Origin of the sequence: Rahnella sp. BCC 1045 (assembly GCF_019049615.1) — a bacterium.
Lineage (GTDB): Bacteria > Pseudomonadota > Gammaproteobacteria > Enterobacterales > Enterobacteriaceae > Rahnella > Rahnella contaminans.
The window spans coordinates 1-19,993 of sequence record NZ_JAFMOZ010000077.1; the positions used below are offsets into that span (position 1 = coordinate 1).

General features: G+C 53.5%; 17 protein-coding genes and 1 rRNA gene. 16 read left to right on the forward strand and 2 right to left on the reverse strand.

Features of this window, described 5'->3' with window-relative positions; genetic code table 11:
• The first annotated feature begins 341 nt into the window (after positions 1-341).
• The 11 genes from proV (at position 342) to emrB (ending at position 12,454) form a co-directional block, all read left to right on the forward strand.
• Complete coding sequence (gene proV, locus J1782_RS01440; RefSeq protein WP_152324857.1) at positions 342-1,538, forward strand: glycine betaine/L-proline ABC transporter ATP-binding protein ProV; 1,197 nt, start codon at positions 342-344, stop codon at positions 1,536-1,538.
• Positions 1,535-2,731: a glycine betaine/L-proline ABC transporter permease ProW gene (gene proW, locus J1782_RS01445; RefSeq protein ID WP_217152218.1), complete on the forward strand. Its 1,197-nt coding sequence runs from the start codon at positions 1,535-1,537 to the stop codon at positions 2,729-2,731. The genes proV and proW overlap by 4 nt, the downstream gene beginning before the upstream one ends.
• A gap of 116 nt (positions 2,732-2,847) precedes the next feature.
• Entirely contained in the window at positions 2,848-3,852 is a 1,005-nt protein-coding gene (gene proX / locus J1782_RS01450) for a glycine betaine/L-proline ABC transporter substrate-binding protein ProX (protein WP_152324855.1), read from the forward strand.
• A 24-nt stretch (positions 3,853-3,876) separates the two neighbouring features.
• Positions 3,877-4,872 carry a glycine betaine/L-proline ABC transporter substrate-binding protein ProX gene (proX, locus tag J1782_RS01455; protein ID WP_152324854.1) on the forward strand — a complete coding sequence of 332 codons (996 nt, stop codon included), beginning with the start codon at positions 3,877-3,879 and terminating at the stop codon, positions 4,870-4,872.
• A 197-nt stretch (positions 4,873-5,069) separates the two neighbouring features.
• On the forward strand, positions 5,070-6,254 hold the full coding sequence (locus J1782_RS01460) for an MFS transporter (protein WP_152324853.1): 1,185 nt from the start codon (positions 5,070-5,072) through the stop codon (positions 6,252-6,254).
• Between the two features lie 175 nt (positions 6,255-6,429).
• Positions 6,430-7,191 carry an AzlC family ABC transporter permease gene (locus J1782_RS01465; RefSeq protein WP_217152219.1) on the forward strand — a complete coding sequence of 254 codons (762 nt, stop codon included), beginning with the start codon at positions 6,430-6,432 and terminating at the stop codon, positions 7,189-7,191.
• Positions 7,181-7,525: an L-valine transporter subunit YgaH gene (ygaH, locus tag J1782_RS01470; protein WP_152324851.1), complete on the forward strand. Its 345-nt coding sequence runs from the start codon at positions 7,181-7,183 to the stop codon at positions 7,523-7,525. The genes J1782_RS01465 and ygaH overlap by 11 nt, the downstream gene beginning before the upstream one ends.
• Before the next feature lie 175 nt (positions 7,526-7,700).
• Entirely contained in the window at positions 7,701-8,222 is a 522-nt protein-coding gene (gene mprA, locus J1782_RS01475) for a transcriptional repressor MprA (RefSeq protein WP_152324850.1), read from the forward strand.
• A gap of 23 nt (positions 8,223-8,245) precedes the next feature.
• A complete protein-coding gene (locus J1782_RS01480) occupies positions 8,246-9,700 on the forward strand; it encodes an efflux transporter outer membrane subunit (protein WP_152324849.1) in 1,455 nt (484 codons plus the stop codon).
• Between the two features lie 25 nt (positions 9,701-9,725).
• A complete protein-coding gene (gene emrA / locus J1782_RS01485; RefSeq protein WP_217152220.1) occupies positions 9,726-10,901 on the forward strand; it encodes a multidrug efflux MFS transporter periplasmic adaptor subunit EmrA in 1,176 nt (391 codons plus the stop codon).
• 17 nt (positions 10,902-10,918) lie between these two features.
• Complete coding sequence (gene emrB, locus J1782_RS01490) at positions 10,919-12,454, forward strand: multidrug efflux MFS transporter permease subunit EmrB (protein ID WP_152324847.1); 1,536 nt, start codon at positions 10,919-10,921, stop codon at positions 12,452-12,454.
• 90 nt (positions 12,455-12,544) lie between these two features.
• Here emrB and J1782_RS01495 read toward each other — a convergent pair whose 3' ends face one another.
• Positions 12,545-13,648 carry a tRNA/rRNA methyltransferase gene (locus tag J1782_RS01495; RefSeq protein WP_152324846.1) on the reverse strand — a complete coding sequence of 368 codons (1,104 nt, stop codon included), beginning with the start codon at positions 13,646-13,648 and terminating at the stop codon, positions 12,545-12,547.
• A 243-nt stretch (positions 13,649-13,891) separates the two neighbouring features.
• Here J1782_RS01495 and trxC point away from each other — a divergent pair, with 243 nt between their 5' ends.
• From trxC to J1782_RS01520, 5 genes are all read left to right on the forward strand, one after another.
• Entirely contained in the window at positions 13,892-14,311 is a 420-nt protein-coding gene (trxC, locus tag J1782_RS01500; RefSeq protein ID WP_152324845.1) for a thioredoxin TrxC, read from the forward strand.
• Positions 14,312-14,440: 129 nt separating this feature from the next.
• Positions 14,441-15,145 carry a tRNA-uridine aminocarboxypropyltransferase gene (locus tag J1782_RS01505; protein ID WP_217152221.1) on the forward strand — a complete coding sequence of 235 codons (705 nt, stop codon included), beginning with the start codon at positions 14,441-14,443 and terminating at the stop codon, positions 15,143-15,145.
• 31 nt (positions 15,146-15,176) lie between these two features.
• Positions 15,177-17,897, forward strand: coding sequence for a bifunctional acetate--CoA ligase family protein/GNAT family N-acetyltransferase (locus J1782_RS01510; RefSeq protein ID WP_217152222.1), 2,721 nt, complete (start codon positions 15,177-15,179; stop codon positions 17,895-17,897).
• 87 nt (positions 17,898-17,984) lie between these two features.
• Entirely contained in the window at positions 17,985-19,337 is a 1,353-nt protein-coding gene (gene pssA / locus J1782_RS01515) for a CDP-diacylglycerol--serine O-phosphatidyltransferase (RefSeq protein WP_371819711.1), read from the forward strand.
• 61 nt (positions 19,338-19,398) lie between these two features.
• Complete coding sequence (locus tag J1782_RS01520) at positions 19,399-19,746, forward strand: YfiM family lipoprotein (RefSeq protein ID WP_217152223.1); 348 nt, start codon at positions 19,399-19,401, stop codon at positions 19,744-19,746.
• 131 nt (positions 19,747-19,877) lie between these two features.
• Here J1782_RS01520 and rrf read toward each other — a convergent pair.
• Positions 19,878-19,993, reverse strand: a 5S ribosomal RNA gene (gene rrf / locus J1782_RS01525).

Sequence of the window (19,993 nt, forward strand, 5' to 3'; positions counted from 1 at the left end):
AATCACGCAATAAATCATTAAAAATCAATTAATTAATTATATATTAAGCAAAATGCACGCATCAGATAATTAGGCATACAACAATAAACACAGCGCCCTTAAAATTGTCATTAAATGTCAACCTGCGCTGACGTAAATTAGACACGCACAATACATAAAAATACGCCACCAGAAACACAACCATGAATATTCATGAGAAACATTGAGACTTGTCTCAGAATTTTGGTGTGTTAGGGTATAAAGCGTTCACTATTTTGTAACAGGCAAAAAACTATACGTTTCAACAGAAAAATTAGACATCAAGCCGATACGGCTATTTATATCCAAGGAATGCATATTGCATGGCAATTAAAATCGAAGTAAAAAATCTTTATAAGGTGTTTGGCGAGAACCCGGAACGCGCTTTCAAGATGATTGACGCTGGCAAGGGTAAAGAAGAAATTTTCGAGAAAACCGGTCTGTCACTTGGCGTTAAAGATGCCAGTCTGGCCATTGAAGAAGGCGAGATTTTCGTCATCATGGGGTTATCCGGTTCCGGTAAATCCACCATGGTACGCCTTCTCAATCGTCTGATAGAGCCCACCCGCGGCGAAGTGCTGATTGACGGCGAAGACATCGCCAAAATCTCAGAATCAAAATTACGCCAGGTGCGTCGCAGTAAAATCAGTATGGTGTTTCAGTCATTTGCGCTGATGCCCCACCTGACCGTGCTGAATAATACGGCGTTTGGTATGGAGCTGGCCGGTGTGCCGGTGGAAGAGCGAAATGCCAAAGCGCTGGATGCGCTGCGTCAGGTCGGGCTGGAAAACTATGCTAATTCTTATCCGGATGAATTGTCCGGGGGGATGCGTCAGCGTGTCGGCTTAGCCCGTGCGATGGCCAATAACCCTGACATTTTGCTGATGGATGAAGCCTTCTCGGCGCTCGATCCGTTAATCCGTACCGAAATGCAGGATGAGCTGGTGAAGCTGCAAGCGCAGCATCAGCGCACCATCGTGTTTATTTCCCATGACCTCGACGAAGCCATGCGCATCGGCGACCGCATTGCGATTATGCAGGGCGGCGAAGTGGTTCAGGTCGGTACGCCGGAAGATATCCTCAATAATCCGGCCAATGACTATGTCCGCACCTTCTTCCGTGGCGTCGATATCAGTCAGGTCTTCAGTGCCAAAGACATCGCCCGCCGTCGTGGCGCGCTTATTCGTAAAACCCCCGGTTTTGGTCCACGTGCCGCACTCAAGCTGCTCGAAGACGAAGACCGCGAATATGGTTATGTGCTGGAGCGCGGACAGAAATTCATCGGCGTCGTGTCGATTGAATCCCTGAAAACCGCGCTGAAAGCCAATCAGCCGCTGGAAAGTGCCCTGCTGGAATCTCCGGCACCGGTGCAGGCAGATATGCCGCTCAGCGAACTGATTTCTCATGTGGCCGCCGCGCCTTGCGCAGTACCGGTGATCAATGAGGACAATAACTATATCGGCATTATTTCCAAAGCCATGCTGCTTCAGGCTCTGGATAAAGAAGGGGGTAACGAATGAGCAACTCAACCATAAACAATACAGTTTTTCAGCACGCGCAGGCGGCTCAGACTCAGCCACTGGATGCATCCGTTGATCCGTGGAGTGCCGATAACGCCAGCGGTGGCATTGCGCCGCAGCCTGACGCAGCAGCCAGTTCCGCACCTGCCGATGCCGGTGGCGATCCGTGGGGCGGTGGCAGCGATGCCGCAACCAGCGCACCTGACACCACACACCACGCCGCCGCACAGGCCAACGACTGGCTGAGCGTCGCACCTGAACAGCATCAGCATTTCAATATTCTGGATCCGTTTCACAGCACGCTGATCCCGCTCGACCACTGGGTAACCAACGGGATCGACTGGCTGGTTGGCAACTTCCGTCCGGTATTCCAGGGGATCCGCGTGCCGGTCGATTTCGTGCTGAGCGGTTTTCAAAGCGGGCTGGAATCATTACCAGCACCCATTGCGATTCTGATTTTCGCCCTGCTCGCCTGGCAGATGGCGGGTTTAGGCATGGGTGCTGCTACGCTGGTTTCTCTGGTTCTGATCGGCGCAATCGGCGCGTGGTCACAGGCCATGGTGACGCTGGCGCTGGTTCTGACCTCGCTGTTCTTCTGTATTCTGATCGGTTTGCCGATGGGGATATGGCTGGCGCGCAGTCAGCGGGCGGCAAAAATTATCCGGCCTCTGCTCGATGCCATGCAGACGACACCGGCGTTCGTGTATCTGGTGCCGATCGTCATGTTGTTTGGTATCGGTAACGTGCCGGGCGTCGTGGTCACCATCATCTTCGCCCTGCCACCGGTCGTGCGTCTGACGATTCTGGGGATCAACCAGGTACCGGAAGATCTGATCGAAGCCGCGAAATCCTTCGGTTCCAGCCCGAGTCAGATGTTGTTTAAAGTTCAGCTTCCGCTGGCGATGCCGACCATCATGGCCGGTATTAATCAGACGCTGATGCTGGCGCTGTCGATGGTGGTTATCGCCTCGATGATCGCCGTCGGGGGGCTGGGTCAGATGGTACTGCGCGGGATTGGCCGTCTGGATATGGGCCTCGCGTCGGTCGGTGGTGCGGGTATCGTTATTCTCGCCATCATCCTCGACCGCCTGACACAGTCTATGGGCCGCGACAGCCGCAGCAAAGGCGGCCACCGCTGGTTCACCCGCGGACCGGTTGGTCTGGTGATGAAGCCTTTCGTCAAAAAAGCCTGATTCACACACTGCACTTTTCCCGGCGGTTCGCTGCCGGGAACTCTCAAAAGCTAAAACAACGCAGTCCACTCTTACGTATTCATAAGCCACAAACTTAATAAGAATAAGGGTTCACCATGCGCACAATTCAGAAAAAAGCACTCATCCTCGCATTATCCATTGCGACACCCGCCGCTTTCGCCGCTGATTTACCGGGCAAAGGCGTGGTCGTGAAACCTTTGCAAAGCACCATCGCAGAAGAGACTTTCCAGACGGAACTGGTTAACCGCGCCCTGCAAAAACTGGGCTACGACGTTCAGCAAACCGGTGAAGTGGATTACAACGTCGCGTACACCGCCATCGCCAGCGGCGATTCGACGTACATGGCGGTGAACTGGGAACCGCTGCAAAAAGACATGTACAACGCCGCCGGTGGCGATCAGAAATTTTACCGTCAGGGCACCTATATCAGCGGCGCGGCGCAGGGTTATCTGATCGACAAGAAAACAGCCGACAAATATCACATTCATGATTTGTCGCAGCTGAAAGATCCGAAGATAGCCAAACTGTTTGACGCCGACGGTGACGGCAAAGCCGATATGGCCGGCTGTAATCCGGGCTGGGTATGCGGCTCCGTCATCAATACGCAGATTAAAGCCTACGGCCTGAGCGACACCGTTACCCAGAACGAAGGCAACTATTCGGCGATTATTGCCGATACGCTGACCCGCTATAAATCCGGCAAACCGGTGCTGTATTTCACCTGGACACCTTACTGGGTGAGCAACGAGATGAAACCGGGCAAAGACGTGGTCTGGCTGACCGTGCCGTTCTCGGCCAATCCGGGCTCACTGAAAGACATGGATACCACGCTGCCGAACGGCAAAAACTACGGTTTCCCGGTCAACAACGAGCACATCGTGGCGAACAAAGCCTGGGCTGAGAAAAACCCGGCCGCCGCGAAACTGTTCGCCATCATGAAACTGCCGCTGGCGGATGTGAACGCGCAAAACCTGAAGATGCACGAAGGGGAATCCTCTTCTGATGATATCCAGCAGCACGTTGACGGCTGGATCAAAGCACATCAGGCCACGTTTGATGGCTGGATCAAAGAAGCGGCCGCCGCAGCCGCCACGAAATAACCGATGAAAATCTCAGAGGAATTTATGAAAAAGACAGGAATCTGGGCGGTTGCCGCCCTCACCACATTTGCCACAGCCACAACGTTCGCCGCCGATCTTCCGGGTAAAGGCGTCAGCGTGACACCGATTCAAAGCACCATCAGCGAAGAAACCTTCCAGACGGAACTGGTGAATAAGGCGCTGGAAAAACTGGGCTACGACGTTCAGCCGACCCGTGAAGTGGATTACAACGTCGGCTACACCACCATTGCCGCCGGTGACGCCACGTTTACCGCCGTGAACTGGTCACCGCTGCATGATGAAATGTACAAAGCCGCCGGTGGCGATAAAGTTTTCTATCGTGAAGGGACGTATGTGACCGGCGCAGCGCAGGGCTGGCTTATCGATAAGAAAACCGCCGAACAGTATCACATTACCAACATCGAACAGCTTAAAGATCCGAAACTCGCCAAGCTGTTTGATACCAACGGCGACGGCAAAGCCGATCTGACCGGTTGTACGCCGGGCTGGGGCTGTGAAGCCGCACTGAACGAACAGCTGAAAGCGTACGGTCTGGAAAAAACCGTGACACATAATCAGGGTAACTATTCCGCGATGATCGCCGACACCATTACGCGATACAAAGAAGGCAAACCAATTTTCTATTACACCTGGACGCCGTACTGGGTCAGCAATGTGCTGATCCCGGGCAAAGATGTGTTGTGGATGCAGGTGCCGTTCTCCGTCGTGCCGGGTGATAAAAACGCCGATACCACACTGCCAAACGGCAAGAACTACGGTTTCCCGGTGAGCACTATGCATATCGTGGCAAACAAAGCCTGGGCTGAGAAAAACCCGGCCGCCGCGAAGCTGTTTGCCATCATGAAATTACCGCTGAAAGACATCAATGCGCAGAATGCTGCGATGCACGCCGGTAAAAACTCGGATGCTGATATCGATGCACAGACCGACGGCTGGATTAAAGCCCACCAGGAAGAGTTCGATGGCTGGGTGAAAGAAGCTGCTGCGGCCGCGAAGTAACGCAGGAACAGACTCAGTAAAACCCGCGGGCGGAGAGAAATCTCCGCCCGTTTTTTTTTGGGGAGCGTATTGAAATAAGCGCTATTGCAAAACCCAATAGTTGCCATGAAAACTATTCATTGGTTTAATATTTTAACTCAAACGATAATCGTTTTTCGCATTCCCCTGCTTATTCAATAAGATCTGTTATCCCCATTATGAAAAAAACGACCACACATTCCTCCCTCAGCCCCGCGCTGATTATTCTGATGGCAGTCGCCACCGGGCTCGCCGTCGCCAGTAACTATTACCCGCAGCCGCTGCTGGAAACCATTGCGCGTGCGTTCAGCCTTTCCGTTAATCAGGCCGGTTTTATCGTCACCGTCGCTCAGCTGGGTTACGCCTGCGGCCTGATGTTTATCGTGCCGCTCGGCGATATGTTTGAACGTCGCGGGTTAATCGTGCTGATGACACTGCTTTCCGCCGCCGGATTGCTGATCACCGCGATGGCACCGACGCTGACTATCATGCTGGTGGGGACGGCGCTGACCGGGCTGTTCTCGGTGGTGGCGCAGATTCTGGTGCCGCTGGCGGCGACGCTGGCTGAACCGGAACGGCGCGGCAAAGTGGTCGGGCTGATTATGTCCGGCCTGTTGCTGGGTATTCTGCTGGCCCGGACGGTTGCCGGTGCACTGGCGACACTCGGCGGCTGGCGGACGGTGTACTGGGTTGCCAGTGCGCTGATGATTATCATGGCACTGGTGTTGTGGCGAAAACTGCCAAAACATCAGCAACATACGGATCTTAATTATCCGCAACTGCTTAAATCCATTTTCACCCTGTTTATCCACACGCCAGTTTTACGCACCCGCGCGCTGATCGGTATGTTCTGTTTTGCCAACTTCAGTATTCTGTGGACGTCAATGGCGTTCCTGCTGGCCGGTCCTGCGTATCACTATTCCGAAGGGGTGATTGGCTTGTTTGGTCTGGTCGGCGCAGCGGGCGCACTGGCGGCTACACGCGCCGGACATCTGGCCGACAAAGGCAAAGCGCATCTGACAACAACGGCGGGGCTGGTGCTGCTTTTACTGTCCTGGGCGGCGATTGCTTACGGTCAGCATTCGGTGATCTCCCTGATCGTCGGCATCATCGTTTTGGACCTTTCGGTTCAGGGCGTACACATCACCAATCAAAGTGTGATTTACAAATCGATGCCGGAAGCGCGTAACCGCCTGACAGCAGGCTACATGACAACGTACTTTATTGGCGGCGCGGTAGGGTCTCTGGTGTCGGCTTCGGCTTATCAAACGGCGGGCTGGTATGGGGTCTCGGTGGCAGGCACCATCATGTGCGTACTGAATTTACTGGTCTGGCTGAAAGGGTATAAACACAAGCTGGCCTGATAACGTACGAAATTACATCAGGAGGGAATCATCACCCCTCCTGATTAGCTTGCGAATAATCATATTAGAAATTTATTTGAACCAAAGGGTGTTAACAATACTTACAGTCTGGTAATGTTTACGCCATAAATTATTCGCCGGCATCCTCCCGGTTTTCACAATGTTTTAAATACCCATGCACAGCAACCCTGATCTCGAAGCGCCTGACCCCGTTCGCGTTTCCACTTTCGCACAAGGTATTACCGATAGCCTTCCTATCGTGATTGGTTATCTTCCTATCGCTTTTGCGTTCGGCCTCAGCGCCGTCAAACTCGGTTTCACGCCCGCTGAAAGTCTGCTGTTCTCCATACTTATCTATGCTGGCGCCAGTCAGTTTGTGATCACCGCGCTGCTCAGCGCAGGGATGTCTCTCTGGGTTTCTGCTCTGACCGTGATGGCCATGGACGTTCGCCATGTTCTCTACGGTCCTTCGCTGCGTAACCGTATTGCAGGAAAACTCAGCGGCAAAAAAACCGCACTCTGGGCGTTTGGCCTGACCGATGAAGTCTTTGCCGCCGCCACCGCCAAACTCGTCCGTGATAAACGCAGCTGGAGCGAGAACTGGATGTGTGGCATCGCGCTTTCTTCCTGGCTCTCGTGGGTTTTCGGCACCGCCGTCGGCGCACTTTTCGGCAATGGTCCGCTGGAAAATTACCCTGCCATTGAAGCTGCGCTCGGATTCATGTTGCCCGCCCTTTTCCTGAGTTTCCTGCTCGCCGCTTTTAAGCGCCAGCAAAGCATGGTGTTTGTCGCCTCGCTGGCCGGTGCGCTCGGCGGACTGTTGTTCTGGTCGATCCCTGCCGCTATCGGATGCGGCCTCGGCGCCGGATGTCTGGCCGCCCTGCTGCAACCCGCAGCCTCAGCGGGCACCACGGAGGTCACCCCGGATGAGCACTAATGTCATTCTGGTTTGCCTGCTGGTCGGCGCCGTCAATTACCTCTTCCGATATTTGCCACTGCGCATGGGCGCGCGGCAGAAGTCGGGGACACTGAAAAGCGGCCCGCTATCCCGCGTGCTCGACAGCATCGGTATCGCCTCAATCTGTGCATTACTGGTGGTATCCAGCACTCCGGAAATTCTTCGTGATCAACAAAAACTGCTGCCTTCACTGGCCGGTTTTGTGGTGCTCGCGATCATTTTCTGGCGAACCAAAAGTATCATTATGGCCACGCTGTCCGGCGCTCTGGTGTACGGGCTGGTGTTCAAGGTGATGCTGATGGCCGCAGGCTGAAGACCATTTTTTACCGCAGAGTAACAGCAGAGCAAACTCTGCCGAATACTTTAAACATCGAATAATTCACTGGAGTTATGAATCACACTAATTGCTAAAGAATTGGTGATTCATGACATTGATATTATTAATTACCATCGTTACTATGTCATCTGTAACTAATGAGGCTTCTCATATGGACAGTTCGTTCGCGCCAATTGAACACATGTTAAATTTCCGGGCTAAAAAGCAAAAAGATTTCCCTTATCAGGAAATCCTGCTGACGCGCCTGTGTATGCACATGCAAAGTAAATTACTGGAAAACCGCAATAAGATGCTGAAAGCGCAAGGCATCAACGAAACGCTGTTTATGGCTCTGATCACACTTGATGCGCAGGAAAGCCACAGTATTCAGCCTTCGGAGCTAAGCTCAGCGCTGGGTTCTTCCCGCACCAATGCCACCCGTATTGCGGATGAATTGGAAAAACGCGGATGGATTGAACGTCGTGAGAGCGACAATGACCGTCGGTGTCTGCATTTGCACCTGACGGCCGATGGTGAAGCTTTTATCCAGAAGTTACTGCCGCCTCAACATAAGAGCCTGCATTTTCTCTGGTCAACCCTGGACGCAGATGAGCAGAAGCAGTTAGAAACCCTGACGCGCAAACTGTTAACTCGCCTTGATCAGATGGATGCGACAGCACTACAACAATTCTAAATTTCTGTTCAGGTAAACCACACATGTCACTCCAAGCTCGCTGGAGGCTTACGCCGCTGTTTGCCGTTTTGATTTTGGCTGGCTGCGCCTCCAGTAATAATATTGCTCCTCAGTCGTCGCTGCTGGATACCCAACAGCTTCATCTGCAGCAGGCAAAAGTCAGTTCTCTGACCATCGGCCCACAGTGGTGGCGTAGTCTTAATGATCCGCAGCTTGATAACCTGATGACCACGACGTTGCAAAACTCGCCGTCATTGCGTCAGGCCGCGGCTCGTGTGCGCGAAGCGCAGAGCGTGATGGGCGAAGCAGATGCAGCCAATGGCCCCTATCTGGATTTGAATGGTTCGATGCGACGTGAACGTGTGGCTAAAAACACGATCCCGCCGTTCCTGACCAGCTATCCGGAAGCGCCAATCTACGATAACAGCAACAGCCTCGGGCTGAATCTGAGCTATGAGTTTGACTGGTGGGGTAAATACCGCAATCAGGTGAATGCCGCGAAAGCACAGGTGGATTCCGCCCGCGCCGAGCAGGCAGAAGCCGCGCTGACGCTGACCAGTTCGGTGGCGTCAGCCTATTATCAGTTGCAGGCCAATCTGGCTTTGCAGGATGTTCTGCAACATGAAGTGGATAACAACCAGCATCTGGCGGATTTGCGCAAAGCGCAGTATCAGGCTGGTGTCTATGGCATTGAAATTCCGCAACAAACCCAGGCGCAGGCCGACAGTGCTAAACAGCAAATCATCAACCTGAAAGCCCAGACCGAACAGCTGAGACATCAGCTTTCCGCGCTGGCGGGTCAGGGGCCTGATGCGATGAACGGACTTCACGCCGTGGCATTGCCACCGGCTGAAGCGCTGGCACCGAAAGGCGAGCTGACGCTGGATTTGCTGGGTAAACGCCCGGACATTACTGCACAGCGTGATCTGGTGGAATCTTATTCCCAACGCGTCAGTGCGGCCAAAAAAGAGTTCTACCCAAGCCTTTCCATCAGCGCCTTTGGCGGTCTGACGACCACCAACTACGGCGGCACCAGCCCGAATCTTCTGGAAGCAGCCAGCAAGGCCTGGAATATCACGCCAGCGATTTCGCTGCCGATATTCCACGCAGGCGCACTGCGTTCCAAACTGGGCGAAGAGTCCGCGTTATATGATCAGTCCGTTGAGTCATATAACCAGACCATCCTGAACGCCATCCAGCAAACTGCGGATGCCATTACCCTCTCGAAAAGCGGCGTTGAACAATTGCAGCAGGCTTCTTCTGCCGCTAAATCGCTGGAAGAGGTGTATCGCGTTTCGGATGCAAGATACAACGCTGGCGTCATCGGACGGGATGAGCTGTTAAGCAGCCAGTCAGCGCTCCTGCAACAGCAACAGGCGCAACTTACCGCCAGCAGTCAGCTGATGCAGGCAAAAATCAGTCTCATTCGTGCGCTCGGGGGTGGCTATCAGGCCCCGGCTGCGAACCAAAAATCATAATAAAAGACTCAGTGTGGAGAAAACCATGAGCGCAAATGCCGAAACTCAGGCAACGCCGCAAGCTCCGAAAAATAAGAAGAAAACGCGCAAAGTCGCGATGCTCTTGTTAACCGGGATTTTCATTCTTATCGCCATCGCCTACCTGTTCTACTGGCTGCTGGTGTTACGTCATTTCCAGTCTACCGATGATGCGTATGTTGCCGGTAATCAGGTTCAGATTATGGCGCAGGTGTCAGGCAGCGTGACTGACGTCAATTTCGACAGCACCGACTTTGTCAAAAAAGGCGATGTGCTGGTGACTATTGATCCGACCGATGCGGAACAGGCGTTTGAACGTTCTAAAACGGCGCTGGCTAACAGCGTCCGCCAGACGCATCAGCTGATCATCAACGGCAAACAGTATCAGGCAAATATCGCACTGCGTGCGACACAACTACAACAGACGCAGTCTGACCTGAAACGCCGTATCGTGCTGGGCAACGTTGACGCGATTGGCCGTGAAGAACTGCAACACGCCCGTGACGCCGTGGATACCGCGAAAGCGCAATATGATGTCGCCGTACAGCAATACAACGCGAATCAGGCGATGATTCTGGATACGCCGGTCGATAAACAACCGCAGGTGATGCAGGCCGCGGCACAGGTACGTGACGCATGGCTTGCCCTGCAACGAACCAAAGTGCGCAGCCCGATTGACGGTTTTGTTTCCCGTCGCGCGGTTCAGATCGGACAGCAAATCAGCCCGACCACGTCTCTGATGGCCGTTGTTCCTGCTCATCACATCTGGGTTGATGCCAACTTTAAAGAAACTCAGCTGGCGAATATGCGTATTGGTCAGGTCGCCACCGTCGTCAGCGATATGTACGGCGATGACGTGAAATATCACGGCAAAGTGGTCGGTATGGATATGGGCACCGGCGGCGCGTTCTCGCTGCTTCCTGCACAAAATGCGACCGGCAACTGGATCAAAGTGGTTCAGCGCCTGCCGGTGCGTATTGAGCTTAACGATCAGGAAGTGGCGGAACATCCGCTGCGCATTGGTTTGTCCACGCTGGTGACGGTTGATACTCAAAACCGTGATGGCCTGGTGCTGGCTGATACCGTGCGTTCCGAACCGCTGTACCAGACTTCGGCTCTGACACTGGATCTGGCCCCGGCTAATGCCATCATTGCTGATGTTATTCACGCAAATGCGGGCTAAAACCTCCGGAGGCCTCTGTGGCAAATAAACCGCTGGTAGGCGCCCCGCTGGCCTGGATGACGGTGGCTTTGTCTTTGGCCACCTTTATGCAGGTGCTGGACTCGACGATCGCCAACGTGGCGATCCCGACCATCGCCGGGAATCTGGGTGCCTCGAACTCACAGGGCACCTGGGTGATTACGTCGTTCGGGGTGGCAAACGCCATCTCGATCCCCATCACCGGCTGGCTGGCAAAGCGCATCGGTGAGGTCAAACTGTTCCTGTGGTCCACGATACTGTTTGCGCTTGCGTCCTGGCTTTGCGGGATGTCCAACAGCCTGGAAATGCTGATCTTCTTCCGTGTGCTGCAAGGCGTGGTAGCAGGTCCGCTGATCCCGTTATCACAAAGTTTGCTACTGAATAATTATCCGCCGGCCAAGCGAAGTACCGCGCTCGCGCTCTGGTCGATGACGGTGATCGTCGCCCCGATTTGCGGGCCGATCCTCGGCGGTTATATCAGTGATAATTTCCACTGGGGATGGATCTTCTTCATCAACGTACCGATCGCCATCGTGGTCGTTGTGCTGACGCTGAGAACCCTGAAAGGCCGCGAAACCGCCACGCAGATCCGCCCGATCGACAGCGTCGGGTTGGTGTTACTGGTGCTGGGCATTGGCGCATTGCAGGTGATGCTCGACCGGGGCAAGGAGCTGGACTGGTTTAACTCGACGGAAATTATTGTACTGGCGGTCGTGGCGGTGATCGCATTGTGCTTCCTGGTTGTCTGGGAGCTGACCGATGACCACCCGATAGTTGATCTGTCACTGTTTAAATCCCGAAACTTCACCATCGGCGTACTGTGTATCAGCCTGGCCTACATGCTCTACTTCGGCGCGATTGTTTTGCTGCCGCAACTGTTGCAGGAGGTCTATGGTTATACCGCCACCTGGGCGGGTCTGGCGTCCGCGCCGGTGGGTATTCTGCCGGTGCTGATGTCGCCGATTATTGGCCGCTTCGCACACCGTCTGGATATGCGAAAACTGGTGACGTTCAGCTTTATTATGTACGCCTACTGCTTCTTCTGGCGTGCGTATACCTTTGAACCGGGGATGGATTTTGGTGCTTCTGCATGGCCGCAGTTTATTCAGGGCTTTGCGGTAGGCTGCTTCTTCATGCCGCTGACCACCATTATTTTGTCGGGATTACCGCCGGAACGTATGGCGGCAGCCTCCAGTTTGTCGAACTTTATTCGTACGCTGGCGGGGTCTATCGGGACGTCAATCACCACGACGATGTGGTCAAACCGGGAATCGCTGCACCATGCGCAGCTGACCGAAAACATCACACCGTACAACCCGGCGGCGACGCAGACTTATCAGCAGCTGGAAGGGATTGGCATGAGCCATCAGCAGGCTTCCGGCTGGATAGCGCGGGAAATTACGAATCAGGGGCTTATCATCTCTGCTAACGAGATTTTCTGGTTATCCGGCGGGGCATTCCTGGTTCTGCTGATCTTAATCTGGTTCGCCCGTCCGCCATTCAGCAGTGGCGGTGGCGGCGGTGGTGCGCACTGATTTCATGTCATCAGTAAACACGAATCAGTAAACATCAGAAAGCAAAACGGACGCTCAGGGCGTCCGTTTTTTATGGGTGAAAATCAGGATTTACGCCTGATTCTGACGCCACCATTCAGCCAGCAAAATACCGGTCGCAACGGAAACGTTCAGGCTTTCCACTTTGCCCGTACCGCCGATAGACACGCTCAGGTCGCCCTGCTGCCATGCGCTGTCGGACAGGCCGTCGCTTTCTTCACCCAGCACCAGCACCATTTTGGCAGGCAGCTCAGCTTTACCGAGCGCCGTCCCTTTGTGGCTGGACGTGGTCACGATGGTGTAACCGGCTTTACGGAAGGTCGCCAGCACATCAAGGAAGTTATCCGCACTGATAGCTTTAACGTGTTCTGCGCCGCCTTCAGCGGTACGCACGGCTGCACCGGATTCCAGCTGAGCCGGATCCTGAACCATCATCCCGTTGATACCAAAATGCGCACATGAACGCATGATACCGCCGAGGTTGTGCGGGTTACCGACGTTTTCCAGCGCCAGCACACAGTCTTTCGCAGGAGCAGATTGCAGATAGGTTTCTGCATCCAGACCCTGACGTTTTTTAATCAGGAAACACACGCCACCATGGTGCTCGGTGCCGGAAGCTTTCACCAGCTCTTCGTCTTCAACCACGTGATACGCTTTGCGGTTTGCCGCCATCCAGCGCAGCGCCTCGCGGAAACGTGGCGTGACTGATTGCACAAACCACGCGCGAACAATCGCATCAGGACGGCTGGCAAACAGCGCCTGACAGGCATTCTCGCCGTAAACGCGGGTTTCTTCCTGACGCTGACGACGCAGCTGTTCAGGGTCGATGAAACTTTTACCGCTGATACCACCGTGATCCGGTACGGATTCATCCGCCGGTGCACGGGAAACGGTTTTCCATGGTGAGGAGTACGGACCGTCGTCTTCACGTGCCGGACGACGCGGGCGATCATCACCACGACGAGGTGCAGGGCCGCGTGAATCTCCACGGGAATCGCTGCTACGACGCTCATTGCGGCGGGCATCGTCAGGACGGGAACCCTGGCGAGGTTTATCGCCCGGACGTCCTTTATTGTTGGAAGGACGTTTATCGTTGTTGCGGTTATCGCCGTCGTCGTCACTACGGACGTACATCACTTTGACTTTGCCGTTCTTGCCACTGAATGAATCGTTCATTTTTCTCTCCACCTACGCGCAGGGCGCGAAGATTACCTGATGTCTGTGAGCTAAGCCACAGGCTTTCGACCAAAAGCTAAAAACTATCGTATTCATTGAATAAACCGCGTTGTTTCCGTGACGTGGCGCCCCCATACTTACAACATACAAGTAACATATCAGCCGCTTTATTAACCATTTTTAAAGGTAAAAGCGGGTTTCTGGTTGATACCCTTCTCACGTTAAGCAATGTAGAGGCTATTTATGAATACGGTTTGTTCATCATGTCAGGCCACCAACCGCCTGCCTGAGGATCGTATCGACGACGGCGCGAAATGCGGCCGCTGCGGTCATGCACTTTTTGAAGGCGATGTAGTTCACGCCACTGCCGCCACGCTGGACAAATATCTGCAGGACGACCTGCCGGTTGTCATCGATTTCTGGGCACCGTGGTGTGGCCCGTGCGTGAACTTCGCGCCTATTTTTGAAGATGTTGCGCAGGAACGTGCCGGTAAAATCCGTTTCATTAAGGTTAATACCGAAGCAGAACCTGAACTGAGCGCGCGGTTCCGTATTCGCAGTATTCCGACCATTATGGTGTTTAATGAAGGCAAAATGGTCGATATGTTGAGCGGCGCAATGCCTAAAGCGCCTTTCAACACCTGGCTTAATGAATCATTGTAACGCATAAGCCGTTATAAAGCCCTGCCGATGGCCCGCCTCAGCGCGGGCCTTTTTGTACGTTCAGCAGATGCTGCTTGCCAGCGAACGGCGGGTGATTAAAATAGCCGCTTTTCGAATACCGGAATGCTTATGTCAGACAACGCCGTCCTTCGCCTGCGTGAGCAGCGTTTAGCCCGATCGACCCGCCCTTTTCTGGCCCGGGGATCCCGTGCCATTCGTTGCCAGGCATGCCTGTTACCTCTACGTCATTGCATCTGCGCCACGCGTGAGATCCATCAGGCGAACAGCCGTTTCTGTCTGGTGATGTTTGACACCGAGCCGATGAAGCCCAGCAATACCGGTCGCCTGATTGCGGATGTTTTGCCGGATACGCTGGCATTTCTGTGGTCGCGTACGGAAACCGATCCGGCGTTGCTGGATGCCATTTCTGACCCGTCGCGCCAGCCTTATGTAGTTTTTCCGGCGTCTTTCGCAACGCCGCCGCGTCAGGTCTTTACCGAAGTCCCCGAGGGCAGTAAACCGCCGCTGTTTATCATGCTGGACGGCACCTGGAATGAAGCACGCAAGATGTTCCGCAAAAGTCCGTATCTGGATAATCTGCCGGTATTCTCTCTGGATGTAAGCGCCAGCTCCGGCTATATCCTGCGTGAAGCCTCGCGTCCGGAATTGCATTGCACCGTTGAAGTGGCCGCCGCGTTGCTCGAAAAAGCCGGCGATACACAGGCGTCGGCGGGTTTATCACGACATTTTACGCATTTCCGCACGCAATATCTGGCAGGAAAACCCCATCATCCGGTGCATCAGCTCACAGCAAAGAACGAAGAAAGCCTCTAGAATCATGGGAACATGATGAATCGGAGAGACGATGAGCCAGCGCGGACTAGAAGCACTATTACGACCTGAGTCGATTGCCGTCGTCGGCGCCAGTAATAAACCGGGGCGCGCCGGCTATCTGATGATGCGCAATCTGCTCGACAGCGGCTTCAACGGCCCTGTTTTGCCGGTCACTCCGGCTTATCGCGCAGTCTGTGGCGTTCTGACCTGGCAGGATGTCGCCAGTCTGCCGATGTCGCCTGATCTCGCCATTCTCTGCACGCACGCAGACCGTAATATGGCGCTGCTGGAACAGCTCGGCGAGCGTGGCTGCAAAACTGTCATCGTGCTTTCCTCTCAACCCGATCAGTTCGCGGAACTGAAAGCCTGCGCCCAGCGTTTTTCAATGCGGCTGCTTGGGCCAAACAGTCTCGGCATTCTCGCTCCCTGGCAAAAGCTGAATGCCAGTTTTTCTCCGGTGCCGATCCTGCCGGGCAAACTTGCGTTTATTTCACAATCGGCCGCCGTGGCTAATACCATTCTTGACTGGGCGCAGCAGCGTGCCGTCGGATTTTCGTATTTTGTCTCACTGGGAGACAGCCTGGATATCGACGTTGATGATCTGCTTGATTTTCTCGCCCGCGATACAAAAACCAGCGCCATCCTTCTTTATCTGGAGCACATCAGCGATGCCCGGCGTTTTCTTTCTGCTTCGCGCAGCGCATCACGCAACAAGCCTATTCTGGTCATCAAAAGTGGCCGCAGCGGACAGGCTCAGCAGCTACTGAACAGCCCGCTCAGCCTCGATGCAGCCTACGATGCCGCCATCCAGCGTGCGGGTTTGCTGCGCGTACAAGATACGCATGAACTGTTTTCGGCCGTCGAAACCCTGAGCCATATGCGCCCGTTGCGCGGTGAGCGCTTACTCATTATCAGTAACGGCGCTGCACCGGCGGCGATGGCGTTAGATCAGCTGCTGTTGCGTAACGGCAAACTGGCAAAGCTGGGGAATGAAACGAGCAAAGCGCTGACTGGCATTCTGCCGAAGAACATTACCGCCTCTAATCCGCTGGATTTGCATGATGACGCCACGCCTCAGCTATATCAGTCGGTGATAATGGCGCTGCTCGACAGTACAGATTACGACGCCCTGCTGGTGATACACGCCCCGAGTGCCGCAGCGCACGGCACAGTGACAGCAAGCGGGGTGATAGATGTCGTTCGAAAACATCCACGCGGAAAATACATCACGCTGCTGACAAACTGGTGCGGGGAATTCTCCTCACAGGAAGCGCGCAAGCTGTTCAGTACCGCCGGGATCCCGACTTACCGCACCCCGGAAGGCGCGGTAACGGCGTTTATGCATATGGTTGAATATCGCCGGAATCAGAAACAGCTGAAAGAAACGCCTGCGCTGCCAGCAGACCTTGAACAAAATACCGATCAGGCTCACAAACTGATTGCACAAACGCTGGCAGAAGGCACCACGCAGCTTGATACACATGAAGTCCGCGCGATTTTGCAGGCGTACGGAATGAATGTGCTGCCGACGTGGATCGCCAGTGACAGCGCTGAAGCCGTAAATATTGCCAGCCAGATTGGTTATCCCGTTGCGCTGAAACTGCGTTCGCCGGACATTCCGCATAACTCTGAAGTTCAGGGCGTCATGTTATATCTGCGCACCGCCAGCGAAGTGGAACAGGCGGCGAATGCGATATTTGACCGCGCCAGAGAGGCATTTCCGCAGGCGCGAATTCTGGGTCTGCTGGTACAGACGATGGCTAACCGCCCGGGCTCTCAGGAATTACGGGTAGTCGTAGAGCAGGATCCGGTCTTCGGCCCGCTGATTATGCTGGCCGAAGGCGGAACTGACTGGCGTCCGGAAAGGCAGGCAGCCGTTTCGCTTCCGCCCCTGAACATGACGCTGGCGCGCTACCAGGTCGTGCAGGCATTGAAGAGCGGTAAAATACGCGGTCGCAATGCGTTACATCCTCTCGATATTCCCGCCCTGAGTCAGCTTCTGGTTAACGTGTCTAACCTGATTATTGATTGTCCGGAAATCGAACGGCTGGATATTCATCCTTTGCTGGTGTCCGGTAATGAACTCAGCCTGCTTGATGTTTCCATGCAGCTTTCTGCACATTCTGCCGGGGCACCATCACGACTGGCAATCCGTCCTTATCCGCGTGAACTCGAAGAGCACGTTATACTGAAGAATGGACTGCCTGCACTGTTCCGCCCGATTCTTCCGGAAGATGAGCCGCTGCTGAAAGCTTTCATCCTGAAGGTCACTAAAGAAGACCTGTATTACCGCTATTTCAGTGAGATTAATGAGTTCACTCATGAAGATTTAGCGAACATGACGCAGATTGATTATGACCGTGAGATGGCTTTTGTCGCCGTGCGTACAGAAAATGAAGAAAGTGAAATTATTGGGGTCACGCGAACCGTTTCGGATCCCGACAATATCGATGCCGAATTCTCCGTACTGGTACGATCTGATTTGAAAGGTCTGGGGCTCGGGCGACGTCTGCTGGATAAGATGATTGATTACGCCGCAGAGCACGGCCTGCAACGTCTTACAGGCATCACGATGCCGAATAACCGCGGCATGATTACACTGGCTAAAAAACTGGGATTTGACGTCGATATTCAGATTCAGGACAGTATTGTTAATCTGTCTCTGGCACTGGAAATGCGCCGAAATTCACAGCAGAAAACCGTGAGCCTGAGCGATGAACAGGCAAAAGATGCGCACATGCGGCAGGACTAATGGTATTATCGACCGATTGTGCGGTCACCACAGTTTGTCTGTGCCGCTAAAATCATTACCTGAAGAGAGAAGAAGCGCACTGTGATGTTGTCAAAATTCAAACGTAATAAACATCAACAACACCTTGCTCAACTGCCAAAACTCCCCCAAACAGTTGGTGCTGTAAAAACGCTCTACTGCCCTACCGATTTCCGTAAGGCACTGCTTGAAGCCATTGCCAACGCCACCCAACGGATTTATCTGGTTGCTCTCTATTTAGAGAACGATGATGGTGGTCGCGATGTGTTGTCGGCGCTGTATGATGCCAAGCAGCGGCGTCCTGAACTGGAGATTTGCGTGCTGGTTGACTGGCACCGCGCTCAGCGTGGGCGTATCGGCGCAGCTGCGGCCAATACCAATGCTGACTGGTATTGTCGTATGGCGAAAGAGCATCCTGAGCTTTCCGTACCGGTCTATGGCGTACCTGTGAATACCCGTGAAGCCCTGGGCGTTTTGCACCTCAAAGGCTTTGTTATCGACGATCAGGTCATTTACAGCGGCGCAAGTCTTAATGATGTGTATCTGCATCGTCATGAAAAATATCGTTATGACCGTTATCAGTTGCTGACAAATACTACGCTGGCTAACACGATGATCGACTTTATAAAGAAATCGATCCTCACTGCCGCAGCGGTTCAGCGTCTCGATCGTGAAGATCGCCCGAAAAGTATTGAGATTAAAAACGAAACGCGTCAGTTTCGGCAAACCCTGCGCACCAGTGGTTATCATTTCAAAGACAGCGCCGGTAATGATGAACTGGCGGTCACGCCAATTGTAGGCCTGGGCAAGCAGAATGAATTGAATCGTACGATTCACCATTTAATGGCCAGCACCGATCATAAGCTGACGCTGTGTACTCCTTATTTCAATATGCCTGCAATGCTGGCGCGCAATATCATTCATTTGCTGCGCCGGGGTAAACAGGTTGAAATTATTGTGGGTGATAAAACCGCTAACGATTTCTATATTCCGCAAGATCAGCCTTTTAAAATCATCGGCGCCTTGCCTTATTTGTATGAAATCAATCTGCGCCGCTTCCTGAGCCGTTTGCAACGCTTTGTCGACAGCGGGCAATTAATTGTCCGGTTATGGAAAGATGGGGACAATAGTTACCATCTGAAAGGTATGTGGGTGGATGACCGCTGGCAGCTGATCACCGGTAATAACCTCAACCCACGCGCCTGGCGTTTGGATCTGGAGAATGCCATTTTGATCCACGATCCGCTTAAAGAGATGGCGGTTGAGCGTCAAAAAGAGCTGGAACAGATCCGTCAGCATACGCAAGTTGTCTCTCATTATATGGAACTGGAAAGTATTCCTAATTATCCGGTTAAAGTACGCAAACTTATTCGCCGTCTGCGGCGGATTCGAATCGACAGATTAATCAGCCGAATTCTGTAATTGGCTATAATGAAAGCCTGATCATCCTGATCGGGCTTTTTTATATCTGGAATTCCATTTTATGACGCCATTACTCCCTTCTTCCTTCAGACTCTCCGTCATCAGCCTTATATTTTATTGCTGTGGTTGTACCCATTTCGCCAATGACCAATGGACCGGTAAGGACAAAACCGGGCATTTTGTTGGCTCTGCGGTATTAGCGGCAGCAGGCACAGCCTACGCAGATAATCAGGGCAGGAATGAAGCGCGCAGTCGTTCATTCGGCTTATTATTTTCAGTCGGCCTTGGGGCGACAAAAGAGCTTTATGATAGCCGTGCGGGAGGAAGTGGCTGGAGCTGGAAGGACTTTAGCTGGGATATTGCAGGAGCGGCTGTCGGATACAGCGCTTATCATCTGACGCACTATTAATAAGCAACCATTTACCGTGAATATGTTGAGACTGAACGCGATATATTGCCTTCAAAATTCACGATGCTTCACCCAAATCTCCCATAGCAAAAAGCCCTGTACGTCAGTACAGGGCTTTCCACTTATTTGATGCCTGGCAGTTCCCTACTCTCGCATGGGGAGACCCCACACTACCATCGGCGCTACGGCGTTTCACTTCTGAGTTCGGCATGGGGTCAGGTGGGACCACCGCGCTGTTGCCGCCAGG

Bases quoted from the DNA above. Each gene is read 5' to 3' on its own strand.
- J1782_RS01505 (WP_217152221.1), top strand. From the start codon at position 14,441: ATGTCAGACAACGCCGTCCTTCGCCTGCGTGAGCAGCGTTTAGCCCGA.
- proX (WP_152324855.1), top strand. From the start codon at position 2,848: ATGCGCACAATTCAGAAAAAAGCACTCATCCTCGCATTATCCATTGCG.
- J1782_RS01480 (WP_152324849.1), top strand. From the start codon at position 8,246: ATGTCACTCCAAGCTCGCTGGAGGCTTACGCCGCTGTTTGCCGTTTTG.
- J1782_RS01465 (WP_217152219.1), top strand. From the start codon at position 6,430: ATGCACAGCAACCCTGATCTCGAAGCGCCTGACCCCGTTCGCGTTTCC.
- proW (WP_217152218.1), top strand. From the start codon at position 1,535: ATGAGCAACTCAACCATAAACAATACAGTTTTTCAGCACGCGCAGGCG.
- proX (WP_152324854.1), top strand. From the start codon at position 3,877: ATGAAAAAGACAGGAATCTGGGCGGTTGCCGCCCTCACCACATTTGCC.
- ygaH (WP_152324851.1), top strand. From the start codon at position 7,181: ATGAGCACTAATGTCATTCTGGTTTGCCTGCTGGTCGGCGCCGTCAAT.
- trxC (WP_152324845.1), top strand. From the start codon at position 13,892: ATGAATACGGTTTGTTCATCATGTCAGGCCACCAACCGCCTGCCTGAG.
- proV (WP_152324857.1), top strand. From the start codon at position 342: ATGGCAATTAAAATCGAAGTAAAAAATCTTTATAAGGTGTTTGGCGAG.
- J1782_RS01520 (WP_217152223.1), top strand. From the start codon at position 19,399: ATGACGCCATTACTCCCTTCTTCCTTCAGACTCTCCGTCATCAGCCTT.
- J1782_RS01495 (WP_152324846.1), bottom strand. From the start codon at position 13,648: ATGAACGATTCATTCAGTGGCAAGAACGGCAAAGTCAAAGTGATGTAC.
- J1782_RS01510 (WP_217152222.1), top strand. From the start codon at position 15,177: ATGAGCCAGCGCGGACTAGAAGCACTATTACGACCTGAGTCGATTGCC.
- mprA (WP_152324850.1), top strand. From the start codon at position 7,701: ATGGACAGTTCGTTCGCGCCAATTGAACACATGTTAAATTTCCGGGCT.
- J1782_RS01460 (WP_152324853.1), top strand. From the start codon at position 5,070: ATGAAAAAAACGACCACACATTCCTCCCTCAGCCCCGCGCTGATTATT.
- emrA (WP_217152220.1), top strand. From the start codon at position 9,726: ATGAGCGCAAATGCCGAAACTCAGGCAACGCCGCAAGCTCCGAAAAAT.